Origin of the sequence: Ventrimonas faecis (assembly GCF_040096075.1) — a bacterium.
In the GTDB taxonomy this organism is placed as follows: domain Bacteria; phylum Bacillota; class Clostridia; order Lachnospirales; family Lachnospiraceae; genus Brotaphodocola; species Brotaphodocola faecis.
This window is the reverse complement of sequence record NZ_JBBMFJ010000009.1, coordinates 38,427-61,126: the sequence shown is the minus strand read 5'-3', so window position 1 is coordinate 61,126 and position 22,700 is coordinate 38,427. Positions and strand designations below refer to the sequence as shown.

22 protein-coding genes and 1 other annotated feature are annotated in these 22,700 nt (G+C 49.7%); of the genes, 15 read left to right on the top strand and 7 right to left on the bottom strand.

The annotated features are described in order from the left end of the window. Positions 1 to 146 precede the first annotated feature (146 nt). From WMO41_RS06195 to WMO41_RS06185, 3 genes are read left to right on the top strand one after another with little or no spacing between them, the layout of a single operon-like run. On the top strand, positions 147 to 1,361 hold the full coding sequence (locus tag WMO41_RS06195; protein ID WP_349228992.1) for a sensor domain-containing diguanylate cyclase: 1,215 nt from the start codon (positions 147 to 149) through the stop codon (positions 1,359 to 1,361). Further along, on the top strand, positions 1,273 to 3,573 hold the full coding sequence (locus tag WMO41_RS06190) for a DMSO/selenate family reductase complex A subunit (protein ID WP_349228991.1): 2,301 nt from the start codon (positions 1,273 to 1,275) through the stop codon (positions 3,571 to 3,573). Before WMO41_RS06195 ends, WMO41_RS06190 begins: the two co-directional genes overlap by 89 nt. Then, on the top strand, positions 3,563 to 3,871 hold the full coding sequence (locus WMO41_RS06185; protein ID WP_349228990.1) for a DUF3837 family protein: 309 nt from the start codon (positions 3,563 to 3,565) through the stop codon (positions 3,869 to 3,871). The genes WMO41_RS06190 and WMO41_RS06185 overlap by 11 nt, the downstream gene beginning before the upstream one ends. A gap of 81 nt (positions 3,872 to 3,952) precedes the next feature. On the opposite strand, the gene WMO41_RS06180 is transcribed toward WMO41_RS06185, so the two are convergent. From WMO41_RS06180 to WMO41_RS06160, 5 genes are all read right to left on the bottom strand, one after another. Further along, positions 3,953 to 4,546 (bottom strand): cytidylate kinase family protein, encoded by a 594-nt coding sequence (locus WMO41_RS06180; RefSeq protein ID WP_177291977.1) that lies wholly within the window; start codon positions 4,544 to 4,546, stop codon positions 3,953 to 3,955. Between the two features lie 13 nt (positions 4,547 to 4,559). Further along, positions 4,560 to 5,222, bottom strand: coding sequence for an amino acid ABC transporter permease (locus WMO41_RS06175; protein WP_349228989.1), 663 nt, complete (start codon positions 5,220 to 5,222; stop codon positions 4,560 to 4,562). Beyond that, complete coding sequence (locus WMO41_RS06170) at positions 5,216 to 5,944, bottom strand: ABC transporter permease subunit (protein WP_177291979.1); 729 nt, start codon at positions 5,942 to 5,944, stop codon at positions 5,216 to 5,218. Before WMO41_RS06170 ends, WMO41_RS06175 begins: the two co-directional genes overlap by 7 nt. Before the next feature lie 88 nt (positions 5,945 to 6,032). Continuing rightward, positions 6,033 to 6,950: a transporter substrate-binding domain-containing protein gene (locus tag WMO41_RS06165; protein WP_349228988.1), complete on the bottom strand. Its 918-nt coding sequence runs from the start codon at positions 6,948 to 6,950 to the stop codon at positions 6,033 to 6,035. Between the two features lie 24 nt (positions 6,951 to 6,974). Then, entirely contained in the window at positions 6,975 to 7,706 is a 732-nt protein-coding gene (locus tag WMO41_RS06160) for an amino acid ABC transporter ATP-binding protein (RefSeq protein WP_494338430.1), read from the bottom strand. Positions 7,707 to 8,051: 345 nt separating this feature from the next. Continuing rightward, positions 8,052 to 8,275, top strand: a binding site (T-box leader). 52 nt (positions 8,276 to 8,327) lie between these two features. Here WMO41_RS06160 and proS point away from each other — a divergent pair. Next, complete coding sequence (proS, locus tag WMO41_RS06155; protein ID WP_349228987.1) at positions 8,328 to 9,761, top strand: proline--tRNA ligase; 1,434 nt, start codon at positions 8,328 to 8,330, stop codon at positions 9,759 to 9,761. An 84-nt stretch (positions 9,762 to 9,845) separates the two neighbouring features. Here the strand turns inward: proS and WMO41_RS06150 are convergent, their stop codons facing one another. Together WMO41_RS06150 and WMO41_RS06145 are read right to left on the bottom strand one after the other, a co-directional pair. Next, the gene (locus tag WMO41_RS06150) at positions 9,846 to 10,793 is read right to left on the bottom strand and encodes a LysR family transcriptional regulator (protein WP_349228986.1); all 948 of its coding nucleotides are present in this window, start codon (positions 10,791 to 10,793) and stop codon (positions 9,846 to 9,848) included. Between the two features lie 51 nt (positions 10,794 to 10,844). Then, positions 10,845 to 11,957, bottom strand: coding sequence for a putative ABC transporter permease (locus tag WMO41_RS06145; protein WP_349228985.1), 1,113 nt, complete (start codon positions 11,955 to 11,957; stop codon positions 10,845 to 10,847). 241 nt (positions 11,958 to 12,198) lie between these two features. On the opposite strand from WMO41_RS06145, the gene thrC reads away from it, so the two are divergent. The 11 genes from thrC (at position 12,199) to rplV (ending at position 22,695) form a co-directional block, all read left to right on the top strand. Further along, positions 12,199 to 13,686 (top strand): threonine synthase, encoded by a 1,488-nt coding sequence (gene thrC / locus WMO41_RS06140; RefSeq protein ID WP_349228984.1) that lies wholly within the window; start codon positions 12,199 to 12,201, stop codon positions 13,684 to 13,686. Between the two features lie 154 nt (positions 13,687 to 13,840). Continuing rightward, positions 13,841 to 14,704, top strand: coding sequence for a class II fructose-1,6-bisphosphate aldolase (gene fba, locus WMO41_RS06135; RefSeq protein WP_349228983.1), 864 nt, complete (start codon positions 13,841 to 13,843; stop codon positions 14,702 to 14,704). Positions 14,705 to 14,930: 226 nt separating this feature from the next. Further along, a complete protein-coding gene (locus tag WMO41_RS06130; protein ID WP_349228982.1) occupies positions 14,931 to 17,048 on the top strand; it encodes a glutamine synthetase III family protein in 2,118 nt (705 codons plus the stop codon). Positions 17,049 to 17,270: 222 nt separating this feature from the next. Beyond that, entirely contained in the window at positions 17,271 to 18,644 is a 1,374-nt protein-coding gene (locus WMO41_RS06125) for a cell wall-binding protein (protein ID WP_349228981.1), read from the top strand. Between the two features lie 418 nt (positions 18,645 to 19,062). Further along, positions 19,063 to 19,380 carry a 30S ribosomal protein S10 gene (gene rpsJ / locus WMO41_RS06120; protein WP_118533463.1) on the top strand — a complete coding sequence of 106 codons (318 nt, stop codon included), beginning with the start codon at positions 19,063 to 19,065 and terminating at the stop codon, positions 19,378 to 19,380. A gap of 51 nt (positions 19,381 to 19,431) precedes the next feature. After that, positions 19,432 to 20,067 carry a 50S ribosomal protein L3 gene (gene rplC, locus WMO41_RS06115; RefSeq protein WP_349228980.1) on the top strand — a complete coding sequence of 212 codons (636 nt, stop codon included), beginning with the start codon at positions 19,432 to 19,434 and terminating at the stop codon, positions 20,065 to 20,067. A gap of 28 nt (positions 20,068 to 20,095) precedes the next feature. Then, the gene (gene rplD / locus WMO41_RS06110) at positions 20,096 to 20,716 is read left to right on the top strand and encodes a 50S ribosomal protein L4 (RefSeq protein ID WP_118533459.1); all 621 of its coding nucleotides are present in this window, start codon (positions 20,096 to 20,098) and stop codon (positions 20,714 to 20,716) included. Beyond that, positions 20,716 to 21,015, top strand: a complete 300-nt coding sequence (rplW, locus tag WMO41_RS06105; protein ID WP_118533457.1) for a 50S ribosomal protein L23 — start codon at positions 20,716 to 20,718, stop codon at positions 21,013 to 21,015. Before rplD ends, rplW begins: the two co-directional genes overlap by 1 nt. A gap of 117 nt (positions 21,016 to 21,132) precedes the next feature. Beyond that, on the top strand, positions 21,133 to 21,978 hold the full coding sequence (gene rplB / locus WMO41_RS06100; RefSeq protein WP_118533455.1) for a 50S ribosomal protein L2: 846 nt from the start codon (positions 21,133 to 21,135) through the stop codon (positions 21,976 to 21,978). Positions 21,979 to 21,999: 21 nt separating this feature from the next. Continuing rightward, the gene (gene rpsS / locus WMO41_RS06095; RefSeq protein ID WP_006782235.1) at positions 22,000 to 22,278 is read left to right on the top strand and encodes a 30S ribosomal protein S19; all 279 of its coding nucleotides are present in this window, start codon (positions 22,000 to 22,002) and stop codon (positions 22,276 to 22,278) included. 30 nt (positions 22,279 to 22,308) lie between these two features. After that, positions 22,309 to 22,695: a 50S ribosomal protein L22 gene (gene rplV / locus WMO41_RS06090; RefSeq protein ID WP_118533453.1), complete on the top strand. Its 387-nt coding sequence runs from the start codon at positions 22,309 to 22,311 to the stop codon at positions 22,693 to 22,695. Positions 22,696 to 22,700: the final 5 nt, after the last annotated feature.

The window sequence follows — 22,700 nt, the reverse complement described above, 5'->3', positions numbered from 1 at the left end:
TGCATCTGGTAACTTTTTGATGCAGAGGGTTTCTTTTTTTATTTTACATAGTATTGCGTGAAAAGTCAGACAGGATGTGATAATATAAAATTATAGATTTATGTAGCGTCAGAAATCCTGACTGTTTCAGTAAAGGAAGAATGTTGATGAAAAAAAGAAAAGGAAGAATTGTACAGCTGCTGGTCATGAGCGTGATAACCCTGGCTATGGCACTGAGTATATACCGGAATCCGGAACATGAAAGCCTGGTTGCGCTTCTGCTTCTCTGGTGTTATTTTGGCTGGAATCTCTGGACCAACCATCAGCTTGCAAAAAGCCGTTCGGAGGCGGTGGTGGAACTGGAACGCAGTACGGTGCTGATCCGCTGCGTGACGGAGCTTTCTTCTCATGAAGACATGGACCGGGCGATCAATAACCTTCTGAAAATCGTGACGGAGTATTTTGAGGGAGACCGGTCTTATATCGTTAAGGTGGATTATGAGAACCAGCTGGTTCACAATACATATGAGCATGTCGCACCCGGGGTCACAAAAGAAATTGACAATCTTCAGCAGGTACCACTTCAGGTTGTTCAGTCTTGGCTTGATATGTTTCAGAAGCGCGGTATGTTTTATATATCTGATCTGGACCATGAAAAGGAAAAGGAGGCCCAGACCTATGATATTCTGAAAGCCCAGAATATCAACAGTCTGATCGCGGTTCCATTTAAAAAAGACGGTACGGTGATAGGATTTTTTGGTGTAGACAATCCACGGAAATACTACCGGGATTTTCAGCTCCTCTCTTCCATTCAGTTCTTTCTCATGAACCGTCTGGAGATGAAGGACCGCCAGGAACAGCTTCAGTATTTAAGCTACCGCGATCTGCTGACGAATCTGTATAACCGCAACTATTACATTCGCCTGCTGGAAAAATCTCGGGGCAGATGCTTTAAAAATATCGGAGTGGTTTATATTGATTTAAATGGCTTAAAGCAGATCAACGATGAGCAGGGACATGAAGCAGGTGATTCCTTTATCCGTCGGGCAGCCCAGCAGATTGTGGCAGTTTTCCCGGAGCGCACCTACCGGATCGGCGGGGATGAATTTGTGGTGATTTATCCAGACATTCTGCAGCAGCAGTTTGAATTCCTGATAAACCAGCTTTGCCTGAATGCCAGACAGCATCATGTCAGTATTTCCTGCGGTTCGGTCTGGAGAACAGAATGCATGGCTCTGGATGAGATGCTGAAGGAAGCCGACGAAAAAATGTATGAGGACAAAAAGAAATTTTATGAAAAAAGAGAACATGACCGGAGACGTGATATCCGAAGACGCGAGTATATGGAAAGAACCGGTTATCCGGACCACCGGACGCAATAACTGCGGCGGACGCTGTGTGATCTGCGTGCATATGAAGGACGGAAAAATCGATCATCTGAGCACGGAGCACCCCTGCGATGCACCTGAGGAAGAGATTCCGCTCACAGCCTGCGTGCGGGGCCTGAATTACCATAAGACCTTTCTTGGCGAAGACCGTCTGCGTTATCCCATGAAGCGGGTGGGAAAGCGCGGCGAAGGAAAGTTTACGCGCATCAGCTGGGAGGAGGCGGTGGATACCATCGCTTCCGAATGGATCCGCATCCGCGATACCTACGGTGTTGGGTCTCGTTATGTAAATTATGCAACAGGCATCAGTGCCTTAAACCGCGGAAACAACATGGCTAAGCGCCTGCTGAATTTAGATGGCGGATTTCTGGATTATTACAATTCCTACAGCACCGCCTGCATCCGTCAGGCAACGGACATTATGTATGGCACGAACCAGACCGGTCATGATCCGGAAGACTGGTTAAACAGCAATCTGATTATCCTCTGGGGGCACAACCCGGAAGAAACCAAGTTTGACAGTGTCACCATGAACGTGCTTTTGCGCGCAAAAAAGAAGGGCATTTCCATCATTGTCATCGATCCGAGAAGGAATGACACGGCAGTGCGTCTGGATGCGGAGTGGATTCCGGTCCGTCCTGCTACCGACAGTGCGCTCATGGACGCCATGGCGTGGGTCATTGTGGAGGAAGGGCTGCAGGATCAGGAATTTCTGGACCGCTGCTGTATCGGCTTTGACAAGGCGCATATGCCGGAGGGCGTGGATCCATCGGAATGCTATCTTTCCTATTTATATGGAGAGAAGGATGGCGTATCCAAAACACCGGAATGGGCAGAAGGCATCACCGGAGTACCGGCGGACACCATCCGCAGCCTGGCAAGGCGTTACGCCAAGGCAAAGCCCGCGGCACTTATTCAGGGCTATGGCCCCCAACGCAATGCCAACGGAGAACAGAGCACCCGGGGTGGCATTCTGCTTGCCTGCATGACGGGAAATGTTGGAATTTCCGGCGGCTGGGCCAGCGGAGTCGCAGACTGGAAAAACCACAAATTACCGTCCTGGCCGAAGCTGGTGAATCATTACAATCGCCAGATCCCGGTTTATCTGTGGACGGATGCTGTGCTGCATGGCCGCACCATGAACCAGTTAGACGGCGTGCAGTGGATTAACGGCTCGGAAGAACCGGTCACACTGGAAAGCGATATCAAGATGATCCTCAACCTGGCAGGCAACTGCCTCATCAACCAGCACGGAGACATCAACCGCACGGCAGAAATCCTGCGGGATGAGAGTAAATGCGAGTTTATTGTGGTCAGTGACCTGTTCATGACGGCCAGTGCGAAGTTCGCCGATATCCTGCTTCCGGGCATTTCCATGTTCGAGTGCGAGAATATCACCATGCCCTGGCTGTACACTGATTTTCTGGGCTTCAACAACAAGGTGATGGAGCCGCTTTACGAAGGGCGGTTTGAGTATGACTGGCTTTCCGAGGTGGCAGACCGCCTGGGATTAAAAGAGCAGTTTACCTGCGGGCGTACCGCATCAGAGTGGCTGGAATATTTATATGAAGAGTTAAGAAAAACGGAAACGGAACTGCCGGATTATGAGATTTTTAAGAAGCAGGCTCTGTTTCGCTATCAGAAGCAGCCAATTCGGCCTGCTTTCAAAGAAAAATGCAGCAATCCGGAAACGCATCCGTTTCCGACAAAGAGCGGAAAGATTGAGATTTTTTCTGAGAAGGTTTACCGGACCGAGTTTAAAGAATTCATGCCGGCCATCCCGCGGTATGTACCGCCGGTGGAGGGACCACAGGATCCTCTTGCAGAAAAGTATCCGCTGCAGCTGACCGGCTGGCATACCAAACGGCGCTGCCACAGCATCCACGACAACAACCAGGCTATGCATAAAATGGATCCCCAGACTCTGTGGATGAACCCGGCAGATGCCGCAGACCGGAACTTAAAAGACGGGGATCTGGCGGAGGTATTTAACGACCGCGGGCGGATCCGCATGCCGGTGCGCGTCACAGACCGGATCATGCCGGGCGTGACTGCCATCTCCCAGGGTGCCTGGTATCGGCCAGACAAAAACGGAACCGACACTGCCGGTTCCATTAACGTGTTGACATCCCTGCACCCGACCCCTTACGCGCGGGGCAACGGGCAGCATACCAATCTCGTGGAGGTGACCCGATATGGTCTATGAACTGACAGTTCAGTCCGTAAAACTGAAATCAACCCTGTTCACGCCGCCGTCCAGGCTGATCAATACCTGTGAAGCTACCTGTGCCATTGGCATGCTCTACAAAAAAGCAGGCCAGCCCATGCCACAGGTGAAAGCAGGAGACAACCTGGGAAAACTCATCGAGAGCATTCCACAGCAGGTCTACGACGCGGAAGGCGGCAACCTGTCCGAAATCGTCCGCAACTACACCTGGTTTGACACCGATGAAGTGACGGAAGACGCGGCTATTACGCTGCGGATGGGGTACGAAGCCATATAAAAATTTAATTTGTGTACAGAAAATGCCGGAAGGCGCCATTTGACGCCGCCCGGCATTTTCGTTGCTTTCCAATTTTGTTATTTACCGGAATTTCCGTCGTACTACCTCCGCAATCAGATCCGCGGTCCCTTCTACGCCAAGCAAAGATGAATCAATCATCAGGTGCTTGTGCATCGGGTCAGCCGGGAAGTATCCGGCATAGCGTTTGTGGTAGGCGCTTCGGGCCTTATCGACCTTCATGATGGTGCGCTTGGCATCTTCCTCAGACATTTCCAGCGTGTGCACGCAGTTTTCCAGGCGTGCCTTGTAAGGAGCGTAAATGAAGATGTTCAGCACATTCGGTTCATTCTGCAGCAGAAAATCGGAGCAGCGCCCTACAATGATGCAGCTGGATTTTCGTGTCAGATCCAGGATGATATCCTTCTGCACATCAAAAATCATATCCTGAATGTACTGTTTGTCTGTACCAAGCGGGAACATGTGGGCGAAGAAATGGTTGTGGGAGGTTTCCTCCGCGTCGCTGATCTGGGACACCGGCAGGTTTAACTGCTTCGCAACCTCATCCACGATATCCCGGTCATAATATTCAACCCCAAGCTTCTGGGAGAGGGCGTGGGCAATGGGGCGGCCCAGACTTCCGAACTCCCTGGTAATGGTGATGGTGTATTTATCCATGAATCTTCCCTCCTTAAGCGGTCACAATGGTTTTCTGGTATCCTCTGACGACGCAGCTGAGCGCAAAGCAGATTACAAAGTAACAGATGCCTTCGAAGGCCAGCAGCATAATCATGCCGCGGACATCATAGATGCTGCCCATGACAATGGCGCAGTTGCGCATGAACTCGGCTACATCCACCATCTTTAAGAAGGAAGTATCCTTGATGATGGTAATGACCTGGCTGAGCAGTGCCGGGATGACTTTCTTGTAGGTCTGCGGAAGGATGATATACCACAGTGTCTGCAGGAAGGAAAAGCCCTGGGACTGGGCTGCCTCAAACTGTCCCTTCGGGATGGAGTTTAAGCCGCCGCGGAAGATCTCGGCCATAACAGCGGAGGTAAACAGGGAGATAGCAAACACGGAAACCGCAATTTTATTTCCCTTGATGGTGAAATAGATCCAGAGGATCCACAGCAGATTCGGCGTGCAGCGGAAAAACTCCGTGTATACAGCAACCAGGGCGGAAGCCCACTGGAATGGTCCGTTCGCGTAGGTGCGGATCAGGGCCAGGATCGTGCCGAAGAACATGCTGATGATGGTGGCCAGCACTGCGATGGCTACGGACATGGCCAGGCCCTTTAGCATGAAGGTGACATTGGCAAAGGTAAAAATCTGATCAAACAATGCTAACATAAGCCTTCCTCCTCAATCACGATTTTTTTCGGTGCCGGAAGACGCATAGAGCGAATCTCCAGATAACGTCCAAGGCGGGCCAGCGGGAAGCAGATGATAAAATACAGCAGCGCGCTGGTGAAATAGGCCTGGGCAAAGTATCCGCGGTCAGCACCCCAGGAATCGGTGTAGTACATCAGGTCCATTCCGGCTACCATGGCCAGGATAGAAGTGTTCTTCACCAGATTCAGTGCCTGATTTGCCAGAGGCGGCATGATGATGCGGATCGTCTGGGGAAGAATGATATAGTACATGGTCTCCAGATACGAAAAACCCTGGGAAGCTGCGGCCTCGGACTGCCCTTTTGGTACAGCCTCGATACCGGTACGGATCACCTCTGCTATGTAAGCTCCGTGGTATACGCCGACTCCGATAACGCCAAGAACAAACTTGGGGATACGGAAGCCGGAATTGGAAAAGAGGAGTGGAAGCACCGAGTAGTAAAACAGGATCTGCAGTGCCAGTGGTGTGTTCTGCAAAAATTCCACGTAAATGCGGGCAAGAATTTTTGCGGGTTTGAATTTCATTGTAGAAAATGTACCGAACACAATTCCCAGGACCAAGGCGACCAGAAGGCCGACGATGGAAATCTTCAGAGTCATGATAAATCCCGGCACATAATATTCAGGGAGCGCCTTCAAAAGGGCGGCCCATCGTTTTCCTTCTAAAAGACCTTTGATCATAATACCCATCATCCTTTACTGTTTCATAGTTTGATAAAATCAGAGAACGCGCCAGTGACGCGTTCTCGATATCATTTTCCGGATTATTTTACTGTAAGTTCCACTGATCCTGCAGTGCTTTCATGGAACCGTCGGAAAGCATGGAAGTTACTTTCTTGTCTACCAGTTCAGCAAGACCGGTGTTCTCTTTTGCGGATGCAACACCGTATTCCTGCTCACTGAAGCGGTCATCCAGAATATGGTTGGAATCATTTACATAACCGGAAAGGATCGCGCGGTCTACAGAGAAGCAGTCAATCTGCTTGGTAGCCAGGGCCTGAGCCAGTGCCGGGTAACCGTCAAATTCCTGGAACTCCGGATTTACGTTGAGGGCTTTTTCCTCCACATAGGCTTTGAAGCCATCCTTGGTGGTGGAGGACTGGGCTACGCCGATGATCTTGCCGTCCAGATCTTCAATGGACTCGATGCCGGAATCGTTGTTTACCAGAAGGCCAACGGCGTCGGTGTAGTACGGAGTGGAGAAGTTGTAGGTTTCTTTTCTCTCATCGGTAATGGTAAAGGTTGCGATAACCAGGTCAATCTCGCCGTTCTCCAGAAGCGGTCCTCTGGTCTTGGCGGTAACGCCCTGGAACTCAACCAGTTTCTTGTCTTTGGCTTCCTCCGGAGTGCATCCGAAGATTTCACCGGCAATGTTGTACGCCAGATCATCTTCAAAGCCTTCGTATTCACCGGTTGCGGTGTTCTGCAGGGAGAAGTTCGGAACATCGGATTTGCATCCTACTTTTAAAACGCCGCGGTCAACAATTTTCTGTACGTCTGCGCTGACATCGCCAGAAGCAGCAGCCTCTGTGGAACCAGCTTCGGAAGCTGCGGCAGTGGTTTCCTCTGCTTTTGCGGTAGTGGCAGCAGCGGTGGTCTCAGAGGATGAGGAACCACATCCGCCTAACAGTGCGGCCATCATAGCGGCCATGGTCATGGCAGTTACTTTTTTCATGCTCTTTTTCATAATTGTTTCCTCCTCATAGAAAAATTAATGTAAAATCTTGCTTAAGAACGCTTTGGTGCGCTCATGCTCCGGGGCGGTGAAGAAATGCTCCGGTGTCCCTTCCTCAACAATATATCCACCGTCCATGAAGATCACCCGGTCAGCGACCTGTCTGGCAAATCCCATTTCATGAGTGACACAGATCATGGTGATATTTTCCTTGGCCAGCTCGACCATAACATTTAAAACCTCCTGGACCATTTCCGGATCCAGTGCTGAGGTAGGTTCATCAAAAAGAATCAACGGCTGATTCGTGCAGAGTGCTCTGGCAATGGCTACACGCTGCTGCTGCCCGCCGGAGAGCTGTACCGGATAATTGCCGGCCTTGGCCTTTAATCCAACCCGGTCCAGACATTTTAACGCAGTGGCTTTGGCTTCTTCCTTTGGAACGTGCTGCAGCTTGATGGGAGCGAGTGTCAGGTTTTCCAGTACCGTCAGGTGCGGATAAAGGTTAAACTGCTGGAAGACCATGGAAGAATATTTCTTGGCCATGTCCAGGTAGTTCTTTTTGGTAACAGGGGTTCCGGCGATGGAGATGGTACCCGAGGTCGGATCCTCCAGATGGTTGATGCACCGGATAAAGGTGGATTTACCGGAACCGGACGGGCCGATGATGACCAGCTTTTCGCCTTCCTTTACCGTCAGATTGATATCTTTCAGGACCTCAAGGTCCCCGAAATTTTTTTTCAGATGTTCGACTTTTACCATGTCAGCCATGTCATTCACCTTCCAGAACTGCTGGAACAACCGGCACTCCTGGCCTTTCTGAATAAGATGCGAAAAGGCGCTCAGAGAATCAGATCTCCAAGCGCCTTTGCCTGTTTTATTGATCCGGAATGCGCGGCGGCACATTCGCTGTGATCGGTTTGGGTCTTAAGTTTATGGTTTGCATTATAGGCAGACAAAAATAAAATGTCAAGTTAAAAAATGAATGAAATTTTGACAGAAATTTTCTGTTTTCCACAAAAATAAGCAGATAAATTATTTGAATAATAATAAAAGGAGAGGACAGTGCGCCTTCCCTTGACAAAGCGGGCAAAATGGCTTAAAATCAAGCATTAGAAAACGACAGTGAAGAGGATTAGTAAGCGGACATTACATTACAGAGAGAGGGCCATCAGGTGCAAGGCCTTTATGTCACTGGAAGCTGAACCGGCCTTGGAGTCCTGCAGCGAACTGCAGCGTAGTTTCCGGCGTTAACGGAGCATAGAGTGAGTGATTCTGCACGTATTGCAGCGCTAATCAGGGTGGTACCGCCGAATTTATCTGGTCATTCGGTCCCTTGTCAGAGATGGCAGAGGACCGGGTGACTTTTTTTATAAATAAAGGAGATTAAACATGGCAAAGGATAAGAAAATGGTAGAAGCCATCACATCCATGGACGAGGATTTCGCCCAGTGGTATACGGATGTGGTAAAAAAAGCAGAGCTGTGTGACTACGCGAGCGTAAAGGGCTGCATGGTCATCAAACCGGCTGGTTACGCAATCTGGGAGAACATTCAGCATGAACTGGACCGCCGCTTCAAAGAGACCGGCGTACAGAATGTATACATGCCGATCTTCATTCCGGAGAGTCTGCTGGAGAAAGAGAAAGATCACGTAGAAGGTTTTGCGCCGGAGGTTGCATGGGTAACCCACGGTGGTCTGGAGCCGCTGCAGGAGCGCCTGTGCGTACGTCCGACTTCTGAGACTTTGTTCTGTGACTTCTATGCAAAGGATATTCACTCTTACCGTGATCTGCCGAAGGTATATAACCAGTGGTGTTCCGTAGTAAGATGGGAGAAGACCACCCGTCCGTTCCTGCGTTCCAGAGAGTTCTTATGGCAGGAGGGACACACCGCTCACGCAACCGCAGAGGAGGCTGAGGCAAGAACCATCCAGATGCTGAATCTGTACGCAGATTTCTGTGAGCAGGTTCTGGCTATTCCGGTGATCCGCGGCCAGAAGACCGATAAAGAGAAATTTGCAGGTGCAGAGGCTACCTACACCATTGAGTCCCTGATGCACGACGGAAAAGCCCTACAGTCCGGTACCAGCCATAACTTCGGTGACGGATTCGCAAAGGCATTCGGCATTCAGTACGCAGCAAAAGACAACACCCTGCAGTATGTGCACCAGACTTCCTGGGGCATGACAACCCGTATGATCGGCGCTATCATCATGGTACACGGTGACAACAACGGCCTGGTACTGCCGCCGAGAATTGCTCCGACTCAGGTTGTGATCGTTCCGATCCAGCAGCAGAAGGAGGGCGTTCTGGACAAAGCATTTGAATTAAGAGATGTTCTTTCCAACTTCAGGGTAAAGGTAGACGATTCCGACAAGAGCCCGGGCTGGAAGTTCAGTGAGTCTGAGATGCGTGGAATTCCGGTACGTGTGGAGATCGGACCGAGAGATATCGAAAACAACGAGGCTGTTCTGGTTCGCCGTGATACCCACGAGAAGATCACGGTTTCCTTAGACGAGATTGAGGCAAAGGCAGGCGAGCTCTTAGACACCATCCAGAATGATATGCTGGAGCGCGCAAGAGCACACCGCGATTCCCACACCTACGTTGCAACCACTTACGATGAGTTTGTAAAGACCATCAATGAGAAACCTGGTTTTGTAAAAGCTATGTGGTGCGGCGATCAGGCCTGCGAGGACAAGATCAAAGAAGACACCGCTGCAACCTCCCGCTGCATGCCGTTCGCACAGGAGCACCTGTCCGACAAGTGCGTATGCTGTGGAAAACCGGCTAAGAAGATGGTTTACTGGGGCAGAGCATACTAAAAATTTGATATTGCAATAGAAAAATGGTTCTGGAAGACGCCGGATGTGGTGGTTTTCCAGAACCATTTTTGTTGAAATATTTTATTATGTCCAGAATTCACGGACCAGTTCGATGAAGTATTTTGCTGCTTCACTTAAGTATCCGTTCTTGCGGTAGTTGGCCACAATATCCCAGGACGGATGGGAAGCAAACGCGAAACAGCTGATCCCTTCTGGCAGTCTGCGCACATAGTATTCTGGAACCACGCCGCAGCAGAGGTTTGCCTCAATCATGGATAATACCGTGTTGTTGCTGGCAGTTTCAAACAGCACGTTTGGGGTGAAGCCGGACTTGCGGAAAATCTCATCGGTGATGGCCCGGATCGTGGATTCCTTGTACATCAGGACAAACGGCTCGTACTGAAACAGGGCCAGGTTGGCAATGGGATATGGCACGGCTGACTGCTGATTGGTGGCGTGATGTGGACCTGGTGCAACTGTTTGTGCGGCCGTCAGCTGTTCCACAGCCGGATGAATGCTGGGCACCAGGAGAAAAATCTCCTCCTCACCAAGCTTTATGTACTCACTGTCGGTTCTCTGGCGTTCGGAAAGTGTCTGAAAACCAATATCCAGATTACCCTGGGATATCATCTGCTGCTGGCGGTGTACGCTCAGTTCATGGGGTTCCACGACAACATTCGGGTAGGACTGGTGAAAGGCCGGGTAGACATGGGTAAACATTTCACTGCCGCGCCCAGGCGTAAAGCCGATGGAGAGGCGGCCTTTTTTTGCATCGGTCATGTCGTTGATCAGATTGTAGGTACGCTGCTTGATCCGCAGGATCTCCCTTGCGTTGTCTAAATAGACCTGACCAATTTCGGTGGGGCGCATATCTACCTTGCTGCGGTGGAAGAGTGGCGCACCCAGCTCCTTTTCCAGCCGCAAAAGCTGCTGGTTTAAGGCAGACTGGGTCACGAACAGCTTCTCCGCCGCGCGGGTAATGCTGTGCTCATCATCAATTTTTACGATGTATTCAATTTGTTTTAAATCCATAAAAATGCCTCCGATATGACATGCAGGCCGGGCAGCCGGTACCTTGTCCTGTTACGCATGCTTCTGTTTCTCCCATTCATTGTAAAGCTCTTTCCAGGCATCGGCAAAGCGTCTGGACACTGCGGTTGGGTTGCGGCGCAGGATGGATGGGCGAATCGCGGTTTTTTTGCTGTTTAAGAGACGGGTGGTTTCGTTCATCTTTGCGTTCAGTGTGCTGATGCGTGCAGCCAGGGCAGCTTTGTGTGCAGCGGCAGTTTCGGCCAGTTCCTCCCTGCGGGCAGCCACAGTTTCTCTGTGGGCTTCCACAGCCTCGACCAGTTCCTCCTTCCGTGCCTCAATTGCTTCTTTGTGAATCTCAGCCGCAGTAGCCAGCATTTCCCTGTGAGCCGCAGCGGTTTCCGCGAGACGATCCTTTTGAATCGCAGCCGTCTCGGCCAGTTTTTCTTTTCCGGCGGCAACGGCATCTTCCAGTGCTTCTTTGCGGGCAGCCACCATTTCTTTGTGTGCTTCGACACTCTCAGCCACGGTTTCACGCAGCTCTGCCTTAGCGGTTTCAATATTCTGCGCGGTCTCAGCTTTTAAGAGTGCAAGCTGCACCTGCATATCTTCCAGCTCGGCCCGCAGCTTTGCAACATTCTCCAGGGCCTTGGCCAGGTTGAGCGCTTCCTTCGTGGACTGGATGGTATCCATGACAAAGCATCCGCTGATTACGCCCAGCAGGCACCATTCCAGTGCCGGCGGCAGGTTCAGCACAAAACGTTCGATGGGTTTGTGGATGACTTCCGTCATAAAGATGGTTAAAAATCCCCAGGCAATGGAGGAGGTCAGGCAGATGTAACCGTGGAGGTTAAACCTCTGATTGCTGTAATCCCAGTAGCGGACCTTGAACAGCCGTTCCATCACGTAGCCGGTCACATATTCCAGCAGGGTGGCAGCCACCACGCCGGAGCAGTAAACGAGAAACAGATTGTCTTTGACTGGCAGGGATACCCACAGCATCATGACTGCGCCGGTGCCATAAAGGGGCAGCATGGGGAGCCGCAGAAAACCACGATTGACAAAATGGTGCTGTTTTAAGGAAACATAGGTGGATTCAAAGATCCAGCCGCAGAAACAGTAAATATAGAAGAAAGTAAGCCAGTGATACCAGGCGTAAGTGTACATAATCAAAGTCCTCTTGCTGTATTCAATAATTTCCCGTAACTGTGAAGGTACTGAACAGTTACAATTTTCCTCAGTTTAGCATATCCGAAAAAAACCTTCAATACACATTGAATGCCTTTTGTTCACAAAGAAAGCATGGACAAATGATATTTGCCTGTGCTACAATCAACAAAAATGTAGTTACACAAAATTGTAGCTGTATAAAACGTATTCACTGAAAAGGGAGAAAGGAAAGAGAGCTATGAACTTAACATATCAGAGCACAAGAGGCGGCGAGAGCGGACTGACTGCATCTCAGGCTATTTTAAAAGGACTGGCTGACGACGGCGGCCTGTTCATGCCGACTTCAATCCCGAAGCTGGATGTAACGATGGAAGAGCTGGCAGGCATGACCTACCAGGAAACGGCTTACCGCGTTATGAAGCAGTTCTTAACAGACTTCACCGAGGAGGAGCTGCGCTACTGCATCGACCACGCTTACGACAGCAAGTTTGACACCGAGGAGATTGCTCCGCTTGTCAAGGCAGACGGCGCTTATTATCTGGAGCTGTTCCACGGAAGCACCATTGCCTTCAAAGACATGGCGCTGTCCATTCTTCCGTACCTGATGACCACATCCGCAAAGAAGAATCATGTGGAGAATGAAATCGTCATCCTGACTGCAACCTCCGGAGATACCGGAAAGGCCGCTATGGCTGGTTTTGCGGATGTACCGGGAACCCGTATCATCGTGTTCTATCCGAAGGGCGGCGTCAGCAAGGTTCAGGAGCTGCAGATGGTAACCCAGAAGGGCGCAAACACTGCGGTTGTTTCCATTCACGGCAACTTTGACGATGCCCAGACCGGCGTAAAGAAAATCTTCGGTGACAAAGAGTTTGCTGCAAAACTGGCTGCAAAGGGCTTCCAGCTCTCTTCCGCAAACTCCATCAACATCGGCCGTCTGGTTCCGCAGGTGGTTTACTATGTTTACGCTTACGCAAAGCTGGTTCAGAATGGCGAGGTCCGGAACGGCGATCTCATCAACGTGACGGTTCCGACCGGAAACTTCGGAAACATTCTGGCTGCCTACCTGGCAAAACAGATGGGCGTGCCGATCAAGACCCTCATCTGCGCATCCAACGACAATAAGGTCCTGTATGACTTTTTCAAGACCGGCACCTACGACCGCAAGAGAGAGTTTATCCTGACCAATTCTCCGTCCATGGATATCCTTATCTCCAGCAACTTAGAGCGCCTGATTTATTTAAGCACCGGATGTGACGCGGCAGCAAATAAAAAGCTCATGGAAGATTTAAGCACCAAGGGCGCATACACCGTTACCGACTCCATGAAAGCCTTCATGAAGGATTTTGTGGGCGGTTACGCAACCGAGGCTGAGAATGCTGCCGGCATGAAACATCTGGCAGATGAGACTGGATACATCATTGATACGCATACTGGCGTAGCTTCCTGCGTATATAAAAAGTATGTGGCAGAGACCGGAGACAAGACACCGACCGTCATTGCGTCCACCGCAAGCCCGTACAAGTTCTCCCACAGCGTTATGGCAGCTGTAACCGGCAAAGAGGCAGAGACCGATGAATTCGCTTCCATCGACGCCCTGTGCAAGGCATCCGGCGTAGCCATCCCGCGCGCAGTCGAGGAGATCCGCAATGCTGAGATCCGTCACACCAGAGAGTGCGACGCAGCCGACATGGAGAAGAACGTGGCAGAAATCCTGGGCCTGTAAGGATTGTCAGAATTGTAGAAACAACTGACGCCGGAATTTTGTTATCCGCTTCACAAAAAACTGTTTTTGTAATATAATAAAGACAGTTGTAACCCCGCAGCCTGTATTTGGGACAGGCCGTAGGGCAAACTATAGAAAAACGGAGGTTTTGAACATGTTAGTATCTGCAACAGAAATGCTGAAAAAGGCAGTAGAAGGACACTATGCAGTAGGTCAGTTCAACATCAACAACCTGGAGTGGACCAAGGCCATCCTGGCAACCGCACAGGAGTTAAATTCCCCGGTTATCCTGGGCGTATCTGAGGGCGCAGGCAAGTATATGACCGGATTTAAGACCGTTTCCGCTATGGTAAAAGCCATGATCGAGGAAATGAACATTACCGTTCCGGTAGCACTGCACTTAGACCACGGCACCTATGACGGCTGCTATAAGTGCATTAAGGCAGGTTTCTCATCCATCATGTTCGATGGTTCTCACTATGCCATCGAGGAGAACATAGAGAAAACCAAAGAGTTAGTAAAGGTTGCTCACGCTATGGGCCTTTCCATCGAGGCTGAGGTTGGTTCCATCGGCGGTGAGGAAGATGGTGTCATCGGTATGGGCGAGTGCGCAGATCCGAACGAGTGCAAGATGATCGCAGACCTGGGTGTAGATTTCCTGGCAGCAGGCATCGGCAATATCCACGGCAAATATCCGGCAAACTGGAAGGGCTTAAGCTTCGAGACTCTGGCAGCAGTCAAAGAAAAAGTAGGCGATCTGCCGTTAGTTCTTCACGGCGGTACCGGTATCCCGGCTGACATGATCAAGAAAGCCATTGACCTTGGCGTAGCAAAGATCAACGTTAACACCGAGTGCCAGTTATCCTTCGCAGATGCTACCCGTAAGTACGTTGAGGCAGGCAAGGATTTAGAGGGCAAGGGCTTCGATCCGCGTAAGCTGCTTGCACCGGGCGCAGAAGCAATCAAGGCTACCGTAAAAGAGAAAATGGAACTGTTTGGTTCCGTTGGAAAAGCCTGAAAATCAGTGCTTTGAAAAAAATACGGAAAAATGCAAAAAAACACTTGCTTTTTCCAACCTGATGGTTTATTTTAATTAGGGAACGATGGTGTTCTTCCACAAAGGAAGAGCACCATTTTTTTTAACCAGATACCCAGCTTAAGAAAATTAAGTATAAATAAAAATAATTTAGGGCAGGGTGAGGAGACCGGGAACGGCAATTCTAAGTGAGAGGAAGGAAAAGTCTATGAGCGAAGTTATGAATGTAGCTGAGATTTTTGGCAAGAACGTCTTCAACGAAACCGTTATGAGAGAACGCTTACCAAAGAGTGTTTTCAAGAAAATGAAAAAGACCATCGAAGATGGCGCTGAGCTGGATCCGTCCATTGCAGATGTGGTTGCACACGCAATGAAGGACTGGGCGATCGAGAGAGGGGCAACCCATTATACCCACTGGTTCCAGCCGCTGACCGGCGTAACCGCAGAGAAGCATGATTCCTTCATTTCTGCGCCGGATGCAGAAGGCAAGGTCATCATGGAGTTCTCCGGCAAAGAGCTCATAAAAGGCGAGCCGGATGCATCTTCCTTCCCGTCAGGCGGCCTGCGTGCTACTTTCGAGGCAAGAGGCTATACCGCATGGGACTGCACCTCTCCGGCATTCTTAAGAGAAGATGCCTGCGGCGTAACCCTTTGCATTCCGACCGCGTTCTGTTCCTACACTGGCGAGGCACTGGATCAGAAGACTCCGCTTCTTCGTTCCATGCAGGCCATTGATGAGCAGTCCTTAAGAATCTTAAGACTCTTCGGCAACACCACCGCAAAGCGTGTATGCCCGTCCGTTGGACCGGAGCAGGAGTACTTCATCGTAGATCGTCAGAAGTACTTACAGAGAAAAGACTTAATCTACACCGGCCGCACCCTGTTCGGTGCTATGCCTCCGAAGGGGCAGGAGCTGGATGACCACTACTTCGGTGCCATCCGTGAGCGCATCGGTGCTTATATGAAGGCAGTCAACGAGGAACTCTGGAAACTGGGCGTTACCGCCAAGACCCAGCACAACGAGGTTGCTCCGGCACAGCACGAGCTGGCTCCGATCTACGATCAGGCAAACCTGGCAGTAGACCACAACCAGATGGTTATGGAAACCTTAAAGAAGGTTGCAGGACGTCAGGGCCTTACCTGCCTGCTTCATGAGAAGCCGTTTGCAGGCGTGAACGGTTCCGGTAAGCACAACAACTGGTCCCTCACCTCCGATGATGGTGTAAACCTGTTAAACCCGGGCGACACCCCGCACGAGAACATCCAGTTCCTTCTGGTTCTGGCCTGCATCTTAAAGGCAGTGGATACTCACGCAGACCTGCTTCGCGAATCCGCAGCCGACATCGGTAACGATCACCGTCTGGGCGCAAACGAGGCACCGCCAGCCATCATTTCCGTATTCCTGGGCGAGCAGCTGGAGGATGTCATCGATCAGCTGTGCAGCACCGGTGAGGCAACCCACTCCAAGAGCGGCGGCACCTTAAAGACCGGCGTTGCAACCCTTCCGGATCTGGACAAAGACGCAACCGACCGTAACCGTACTTCACCGTTTGCTTTCACCGGCAACAAGTTCGAGTTCCGTATGGTAGGTTCTTCCGATTCCATCGCTCCGGCAAACGTAGTCCTGAATACCATCGTGGCAGAGGCCTTCAAAGAGGCAGCAGATGAGCTGGAGAAGGCAGATGACTTTGATACCGCAGTTCATGACATGATCAAGAAACTGTTCCGCGACCACAAGCGCATCATCTTCAACGGCAACGGTTACTCCGATGCGTGGGTAGAAGAGGCTGGCAGACGCGGTCTTCCGAACATCCGCTCCATGGTAGAGGCAATTCCGGCTCTCACTACCGACAAGGCAGTAAAACTTTACGAGTCCTTTGGCGTATTCACCAAGGCAGAGCTGGAGTCCCGTGCTGAGGTTGAGTACGAGGCATATGGCAAGATGATCAACATCGAAGCAAGAACCATGATCGATATGGCAGGCAAGCAGATCATCCCGGCAGTCATCAAGTACACCACCCAGTTAGCCGGTTCTCTTGGCGCAGTCAAGGCTGCATGCCCGGAGGCAGACACCAGTGTACAGGCTGAACTGCTCACCGAGACCTCCGCACTGCTTTCCGATATGAAGGTAGCTTTGGCTGCCCTGATCGATATCACCGAGGAAGCAGCAGGCGTGGAAGGCGCAGAAACTCAGGCGCATGTTTACCACGAGAAAGTGGTTCCGGCTATGGCAGCACTCCGCGCACCGGCTGATAAGCTGGAGATGATCGTGGACAAAGATCTGTGGCCATTCCCGAGCTACGGCGATCTGATGTTTGAGGTATAAACATTATTACATAACAGAAAATTCAGACAGGCTTCCGCATTTTCGCGGGGGCCTGTTTCTTTATTTAATCGTAAGAATCAATTTTCGAGAATTGGTTGAATAATCTGCCTGTTATTGCTAAAATGAAAAACATAAGAGACCGCCTTGGGAAAGAACGCGTTCACAGACTGACTGAACGAAAGAAACAAGCAGCGGCGCAACGATACGAAGGAGCTTTTATATATGAAGAAAACGGGGTTGGCAGTATTTGTCCTGGCGGCAGTCATGAGCCTGGGCGCGGTGGGTGTCACCGCTTTCGCGGCAACAGGCTGGGCACAGGAGGGCAATAACTGGGTATACTACAATAACAATGGAAGCAAGGTAACCAACGCATGGCGTCAGGCGCAGGACGGAACCTGGCGTTATCTGGAAAGCAGCGGCGCCATGGCAGCTGACAAATGGGTCGATAACGACGACTATTATGTAGATTCCAGCGGTATCATGATCACCAACAAGTGGCTGCAGGTGGCAAACAGCCGCAAAGCATCCGGGTATGACTGGTATTATTTTGGAACCAACGGCAAGTGCCTCAAAGAAAAATGGGCGCAGATTGATGGCCAGTACCGTTATTTCGGTGATACCGGAGCCATGGAGACTGGTTGGATCCTCGATAACATGTACTACTGCGACGATTCCGGTGTCATGGTAACCGGTTGGAAGAAGCTGACTCCGCCGGAGGAATATCAGGATGAAGATACGCACACCGGTCCGTTTGAGACTGCCAGTGACGGTCAGTACTGGTATTATTTTGGCACAAATGGAAAAAAGGTAGTTCCGAATGAGAACGGAACCAATGTAAAACAGAAAAAGATTAACGGAACCTACTACTGTCTGCGGGAAGACGGAGCGGTTCAGACTGGCTGGGTCTGTGTTACCGGCGACGAATCGGACAGCATTGAAGATTACCGCTTGGTGGATACGGACGGCAAGGTCCGCACCGGCTGGTACTCTGCAGAGCCGCCGGAATATCTGGCGAGCCATTATGACCACGATGTGGAATGGTTCTATTTCAATTCCAAGGGCGTTCCGGAAGTGGGCCCGGCAAAGGGCAGTGCCAAAACCAGTGATTTAAAGCGCATCAACGGATACACACATCTGTTTAACGAGTACGGAACTCCGGTATACGGAATTCAGAAGGTCTATACCAGCAGCAATGGAAACGAATACACGGCATATTATTTCGGAAATTATCCGCAGAGCAGTATGCTTACCGGCAAGTACAACATTACCGAGGGCGGCGTTTCCTGGCCGTATTATTTCAATTCTACCGGAAAGGGTTATACCGGTGTGTACGACAATTGCCTGTATTACATGGGCAAGCTGCAGAAAGCGGATTCCGGAAGCAAGTATGAGGTATTCACCATTCCAACCGGAAACAGCTACAAGAACTATGTGGTGAACACGTCCGGCAAGATTGCCAAGAACACTACGGTAAAGGACAGCAATGGCGTAAAATACAAGACCAACAGCAGCGGCATCCTGGTAAAAGAGGATGACGAGAGCGTAGCTGGAGGAGATTACCGCAGCCCGGAGGAGCCGGAGTGGGATAACGATTAAAATAAAAAATGAAAGAGAGCTGATACAGTAAATTGCTGTGCAGCTCTCTTTTTCATTTTCTTATTTATTCCAATAGCTGAAAAGCGTAATGACAGTTTGAAATGGAATTAGATTGTATACAAATAAAAACATAAAAATAATGGCTAAAATGCTTGCTTTTATGGAAAGACTATGGTAATATACAAAGGCTGTGACATGATAGCGATGAAACGTGAGGTTGCTGCCCACATGGCAGGTTTTCCGTGGAGCGAATGTCAAGTTAGGAAACTGACGACAAGTCACTGTACCAATTTAACAGCTGTAGTAAAAGAGTAATTGCAGTAACGCAGTGTGTAGTCCGCGCGACACACACGGAGATGTGTACAGTCACCGCTTGTCGTACTTCAAACAAAAGTGCGAAAAGGAGGCGACTTTTTTTATGGCAAGTCAAGTAATGAGAATCACATTAAAAGCTTATGATCATCAGTTAGTTGATCAGTCTGCTGGAAAAATCATCGAGACCGTAAAGAAGACAGGGGCTCAGGTGAGCGGACCGGTACCGTTACCGACCAAGAAAGAGGTAGTAACTATTCTGAGAGCGGTACACAAGTACAAAGATTCCAGAGAGCAGTTCGAGCAGAGAACTCACAAAAGACTTATCGATATCACCACTCCGAGCCAGAAGACAGTTGATGCATTAAGCAAACTGGAAATGCCGGCTGGTGTTTATATCGACATCAAAATGAAACAGAAATAAGCTTTAGTATGATTGCCGTAAAAGGTAATCCGCTGTAAGGAGGAAATTGAAATGAAGAAAGCTATCTTAGCTACCAAAGTCGGAATGACTCAGATCTTCAACGAAGATGGCGTGTTAGTTCCGGTAACCGTTCTTCAGGCTGGCCCGTGCGTAGTAACCCAGGTTAAGACCGTTGAGAACGATGGCTACAAAGCAGTTCAGGTTGGTTTTGTAGACAAGAGAGACAAACTGGTTAGCAAACCGGTTAAGGGACACTTCGACAAGGCAGGTGTTTCCTACAAGAGATTCGTCCGCGAGTTCCGTTTCGAGAACGCAGAAGAGTATTCTGTAAAGGACGAGATCAAAGCTGACATCTTCGCTAACGGCGATAAGGTGGATGCAACCGCTGTTTCCAAAGGTAAAGGTTTCCAGGGCGCGATCAAGAGACACGGCCAGCACAGAGGACCTATGGCTCATGGTTCTAAATTCCATCGTCATCAGGGTTCCAACGGTGCTTGTTCTGATCCGAGCAAGGTATTCAAGGGTAAAGGCATGCCGGGACATATGGGTTCCAAGCAGGTTACCATTCAGAACCTTGAGATTGTCCGCGTAGACATTGAGAACAATCTGCTTCTGGTTAAGGGCGCTGTTCCAGGACCGAAGAAATCTTTAGTAACGATCAAAGAAACAGTGAAAGCTTCCAAGTAAGCTTTGACGAGAAAGGAGGAACACACAGATGGCAAACGTATCTGTTTACAATATGGAAGGTAATGAAGTAGGCAAGATGGATTTAAACGATGCTGTATTCGGTGTTGAGGTTAACGAGCACTTAGTACACATGGCAGTCGTTGCACAGCTTGCTAACAATCGTCAGGGTACTCAGAAAGCAAAAACCCGTTCTGAGGTATCTGGTGGCGGTAGAAAACCGTGGAGACAGAAAGGAACCGGACATGCACGTCAGGGTTCAACCAGAGCTCCGCAGTGGACCGGCGGCGGTATCGTATTCGCTCCGACTCCGAGAGATTACACAATCAGACTCAACAAGAAAGAGAAGAGAGCAGCTCTGAAGTCTGCACTGACCAGCAGAGTGCTTGAGAACAAGTTCATCGTTGTTGACGAGCTGAAGCTTGATGAGATCAAGACCAAGAAATTCCAGAACGTTCTGAATAACTTAAAGGTTAACAAGGCTCTGGTAGTAGTTGACGAGAACAGCGACAACGTTGTTAAGTCCGCTAAGAACATCCAGTCTGTAAAGACCGCTTATGTCAATACCATCAACGTATATGACATTCTGAAATACAACACCGTAGTAGCTACCAAGGCTGCTGTTGCAAATATCGAGGAGGTGTACGCATAATGGCTAACGTTCAGTACTATGACGTCATTCTGAAACCGGTTGTAACCGAGAAGAGCATGAACGCAATGAGCGAGAAGAAATACACTTTCCTGGTTCACACCGATGCGAACAAGTCCATGATCAAAGAAGCTGTTGAGAAGATGTTCCCGGGAACCAAAGTTAAGAGTGTAAACACCATGAACAGCGAAGGCAAGAACAAGAGACGTGGTATGACCTTCGGCAAGACCGCTGCAACCAAGAAAGCTATCGTTCAGTTAACTGAGGACAGCAAAGAGATCGAGGTATTTGCAGGTCTGTAAGATTTAGAGAAACTATACGGCTGCCAGTGAAAAGAATATACTGCGCCGTGATAAAGAGATACACGCGAGTGCGTTGATAACGCACGACCGTGTACGGAATTGAAAGGAGTTCAAGTCATGGGAATTAAAACATACAACCCATATACACCTTCCAGAAGACATATGACCGGATCTGACTTCAGTGAGATCACCAAGTCCACTCCGGAGAAGTCTCTGGTTACTTCTTTAAAGAAGAATGCTGGCCGTAACAACCAGGGTAAGATCACTGTTAGACATCGTGGTGGCGGTTCCAGAAGAAAATACAGAATCATCGATTTCAAGAGAAACAGCAAGGATGGTATCCCGGCAACCGTTATCGGTATCGAGTACGATCCGAACAGAACTGCAAACATCGCACTGATCTGCTACGCAGACGGCGAGAAAGCTTATATCCTGGCTCCGGCTGGTTTAACCGACGGCATGAAGGTTATGAGTGGCGAGACTGCAGAGGCTAAAGTTGGTAACTGCTTACCGCTGGCAAACATTCCGGTTGGTGCGCAGATTCATAATATTGAGCTGTATCCGGGCAAGGGTGGTCAGCTGGTTCGTTCCGCTGGTAACGCTGCTCAGCTTATGGCAAAAGAAGGCAAATATGCAACCTTAAGACTTCCTTCCGGCGAGATGAGAATGGTTCCGATCGTATGCCGCGCAACCATCGGTGTTGTAGGTAACGGCGAGCACAACCTGATCAACCTCGGTAAGGCTGGTAGAAAACGTCATATGGGTATCCGTCCTACAGTTCGCGGTTCCGTTATGAACCCGAATGACCATCCGCACGGTGGTGGTGAAGGTAAGACTGGTATCGGTCGTCCGGGTCCTTCTACTCCGTGGGGCAAGCCTGCTCTGGGTCTGAAGACCAGAAAGAAAAACAAGCAGTCTAACAAGCTGATTGTAAGAAGACGCGACGGCAAGACCATTAAATAATTCAAGGAGGATACAAAACCTATGGCACGTTCATTAAAAAAAGGACCATTTGCAGATGCACACTTACTGAAAAAAGTTGATGCAATGAACGCAGCAGGACAGCATCAGGTAATCAAAACCTGGTCCCGCCGTTCTACAATCTTCCCGCAGATGGTTGGACATACAATCGCAGTACACGATGGCAGAAAGCATGTTCCGGTATATGTTACCGAGGATATGGTTGGCCACAAACTGGGTGAGTTCGTAGCTACCAGAACTTACAGAGGACATGGAAAAGACGAGAAGAAATCCAAACGATAATCGTCAGGATTGAAAGGAGGTTAATTAGCAATGGCTAAAGGACATAGAAGTCAGATTAAGAGAGAGAGAAATGCCCAGAAGGACACCAGACCGAGCGCAAAGTTATCTTACGCACGTGTTTCTGTTCAGAAGGCTTGCTTCGTATTAGATGCCATCAGAGGCAAAGATGTACAGACCGCACTTGGTATTGTAACTTACAACCCAAGATATGCTTCTTCTTTAATTAAAAAATTACTGGAATCTGCAATTGCTAATGCAGAGAACAACAACAACATGGATCCGGCAAAACTTTACGTGGAGGAGTGCTTCGCTAACAAGGGACCGACCATGAAGAGAGTAAAACCGAGAGCACAGGGCAGAGCTTACAGAATCGAGAAGAGAATGAGCCACATCACTGTTGTGCTGAATGAGAGATAAGAGGA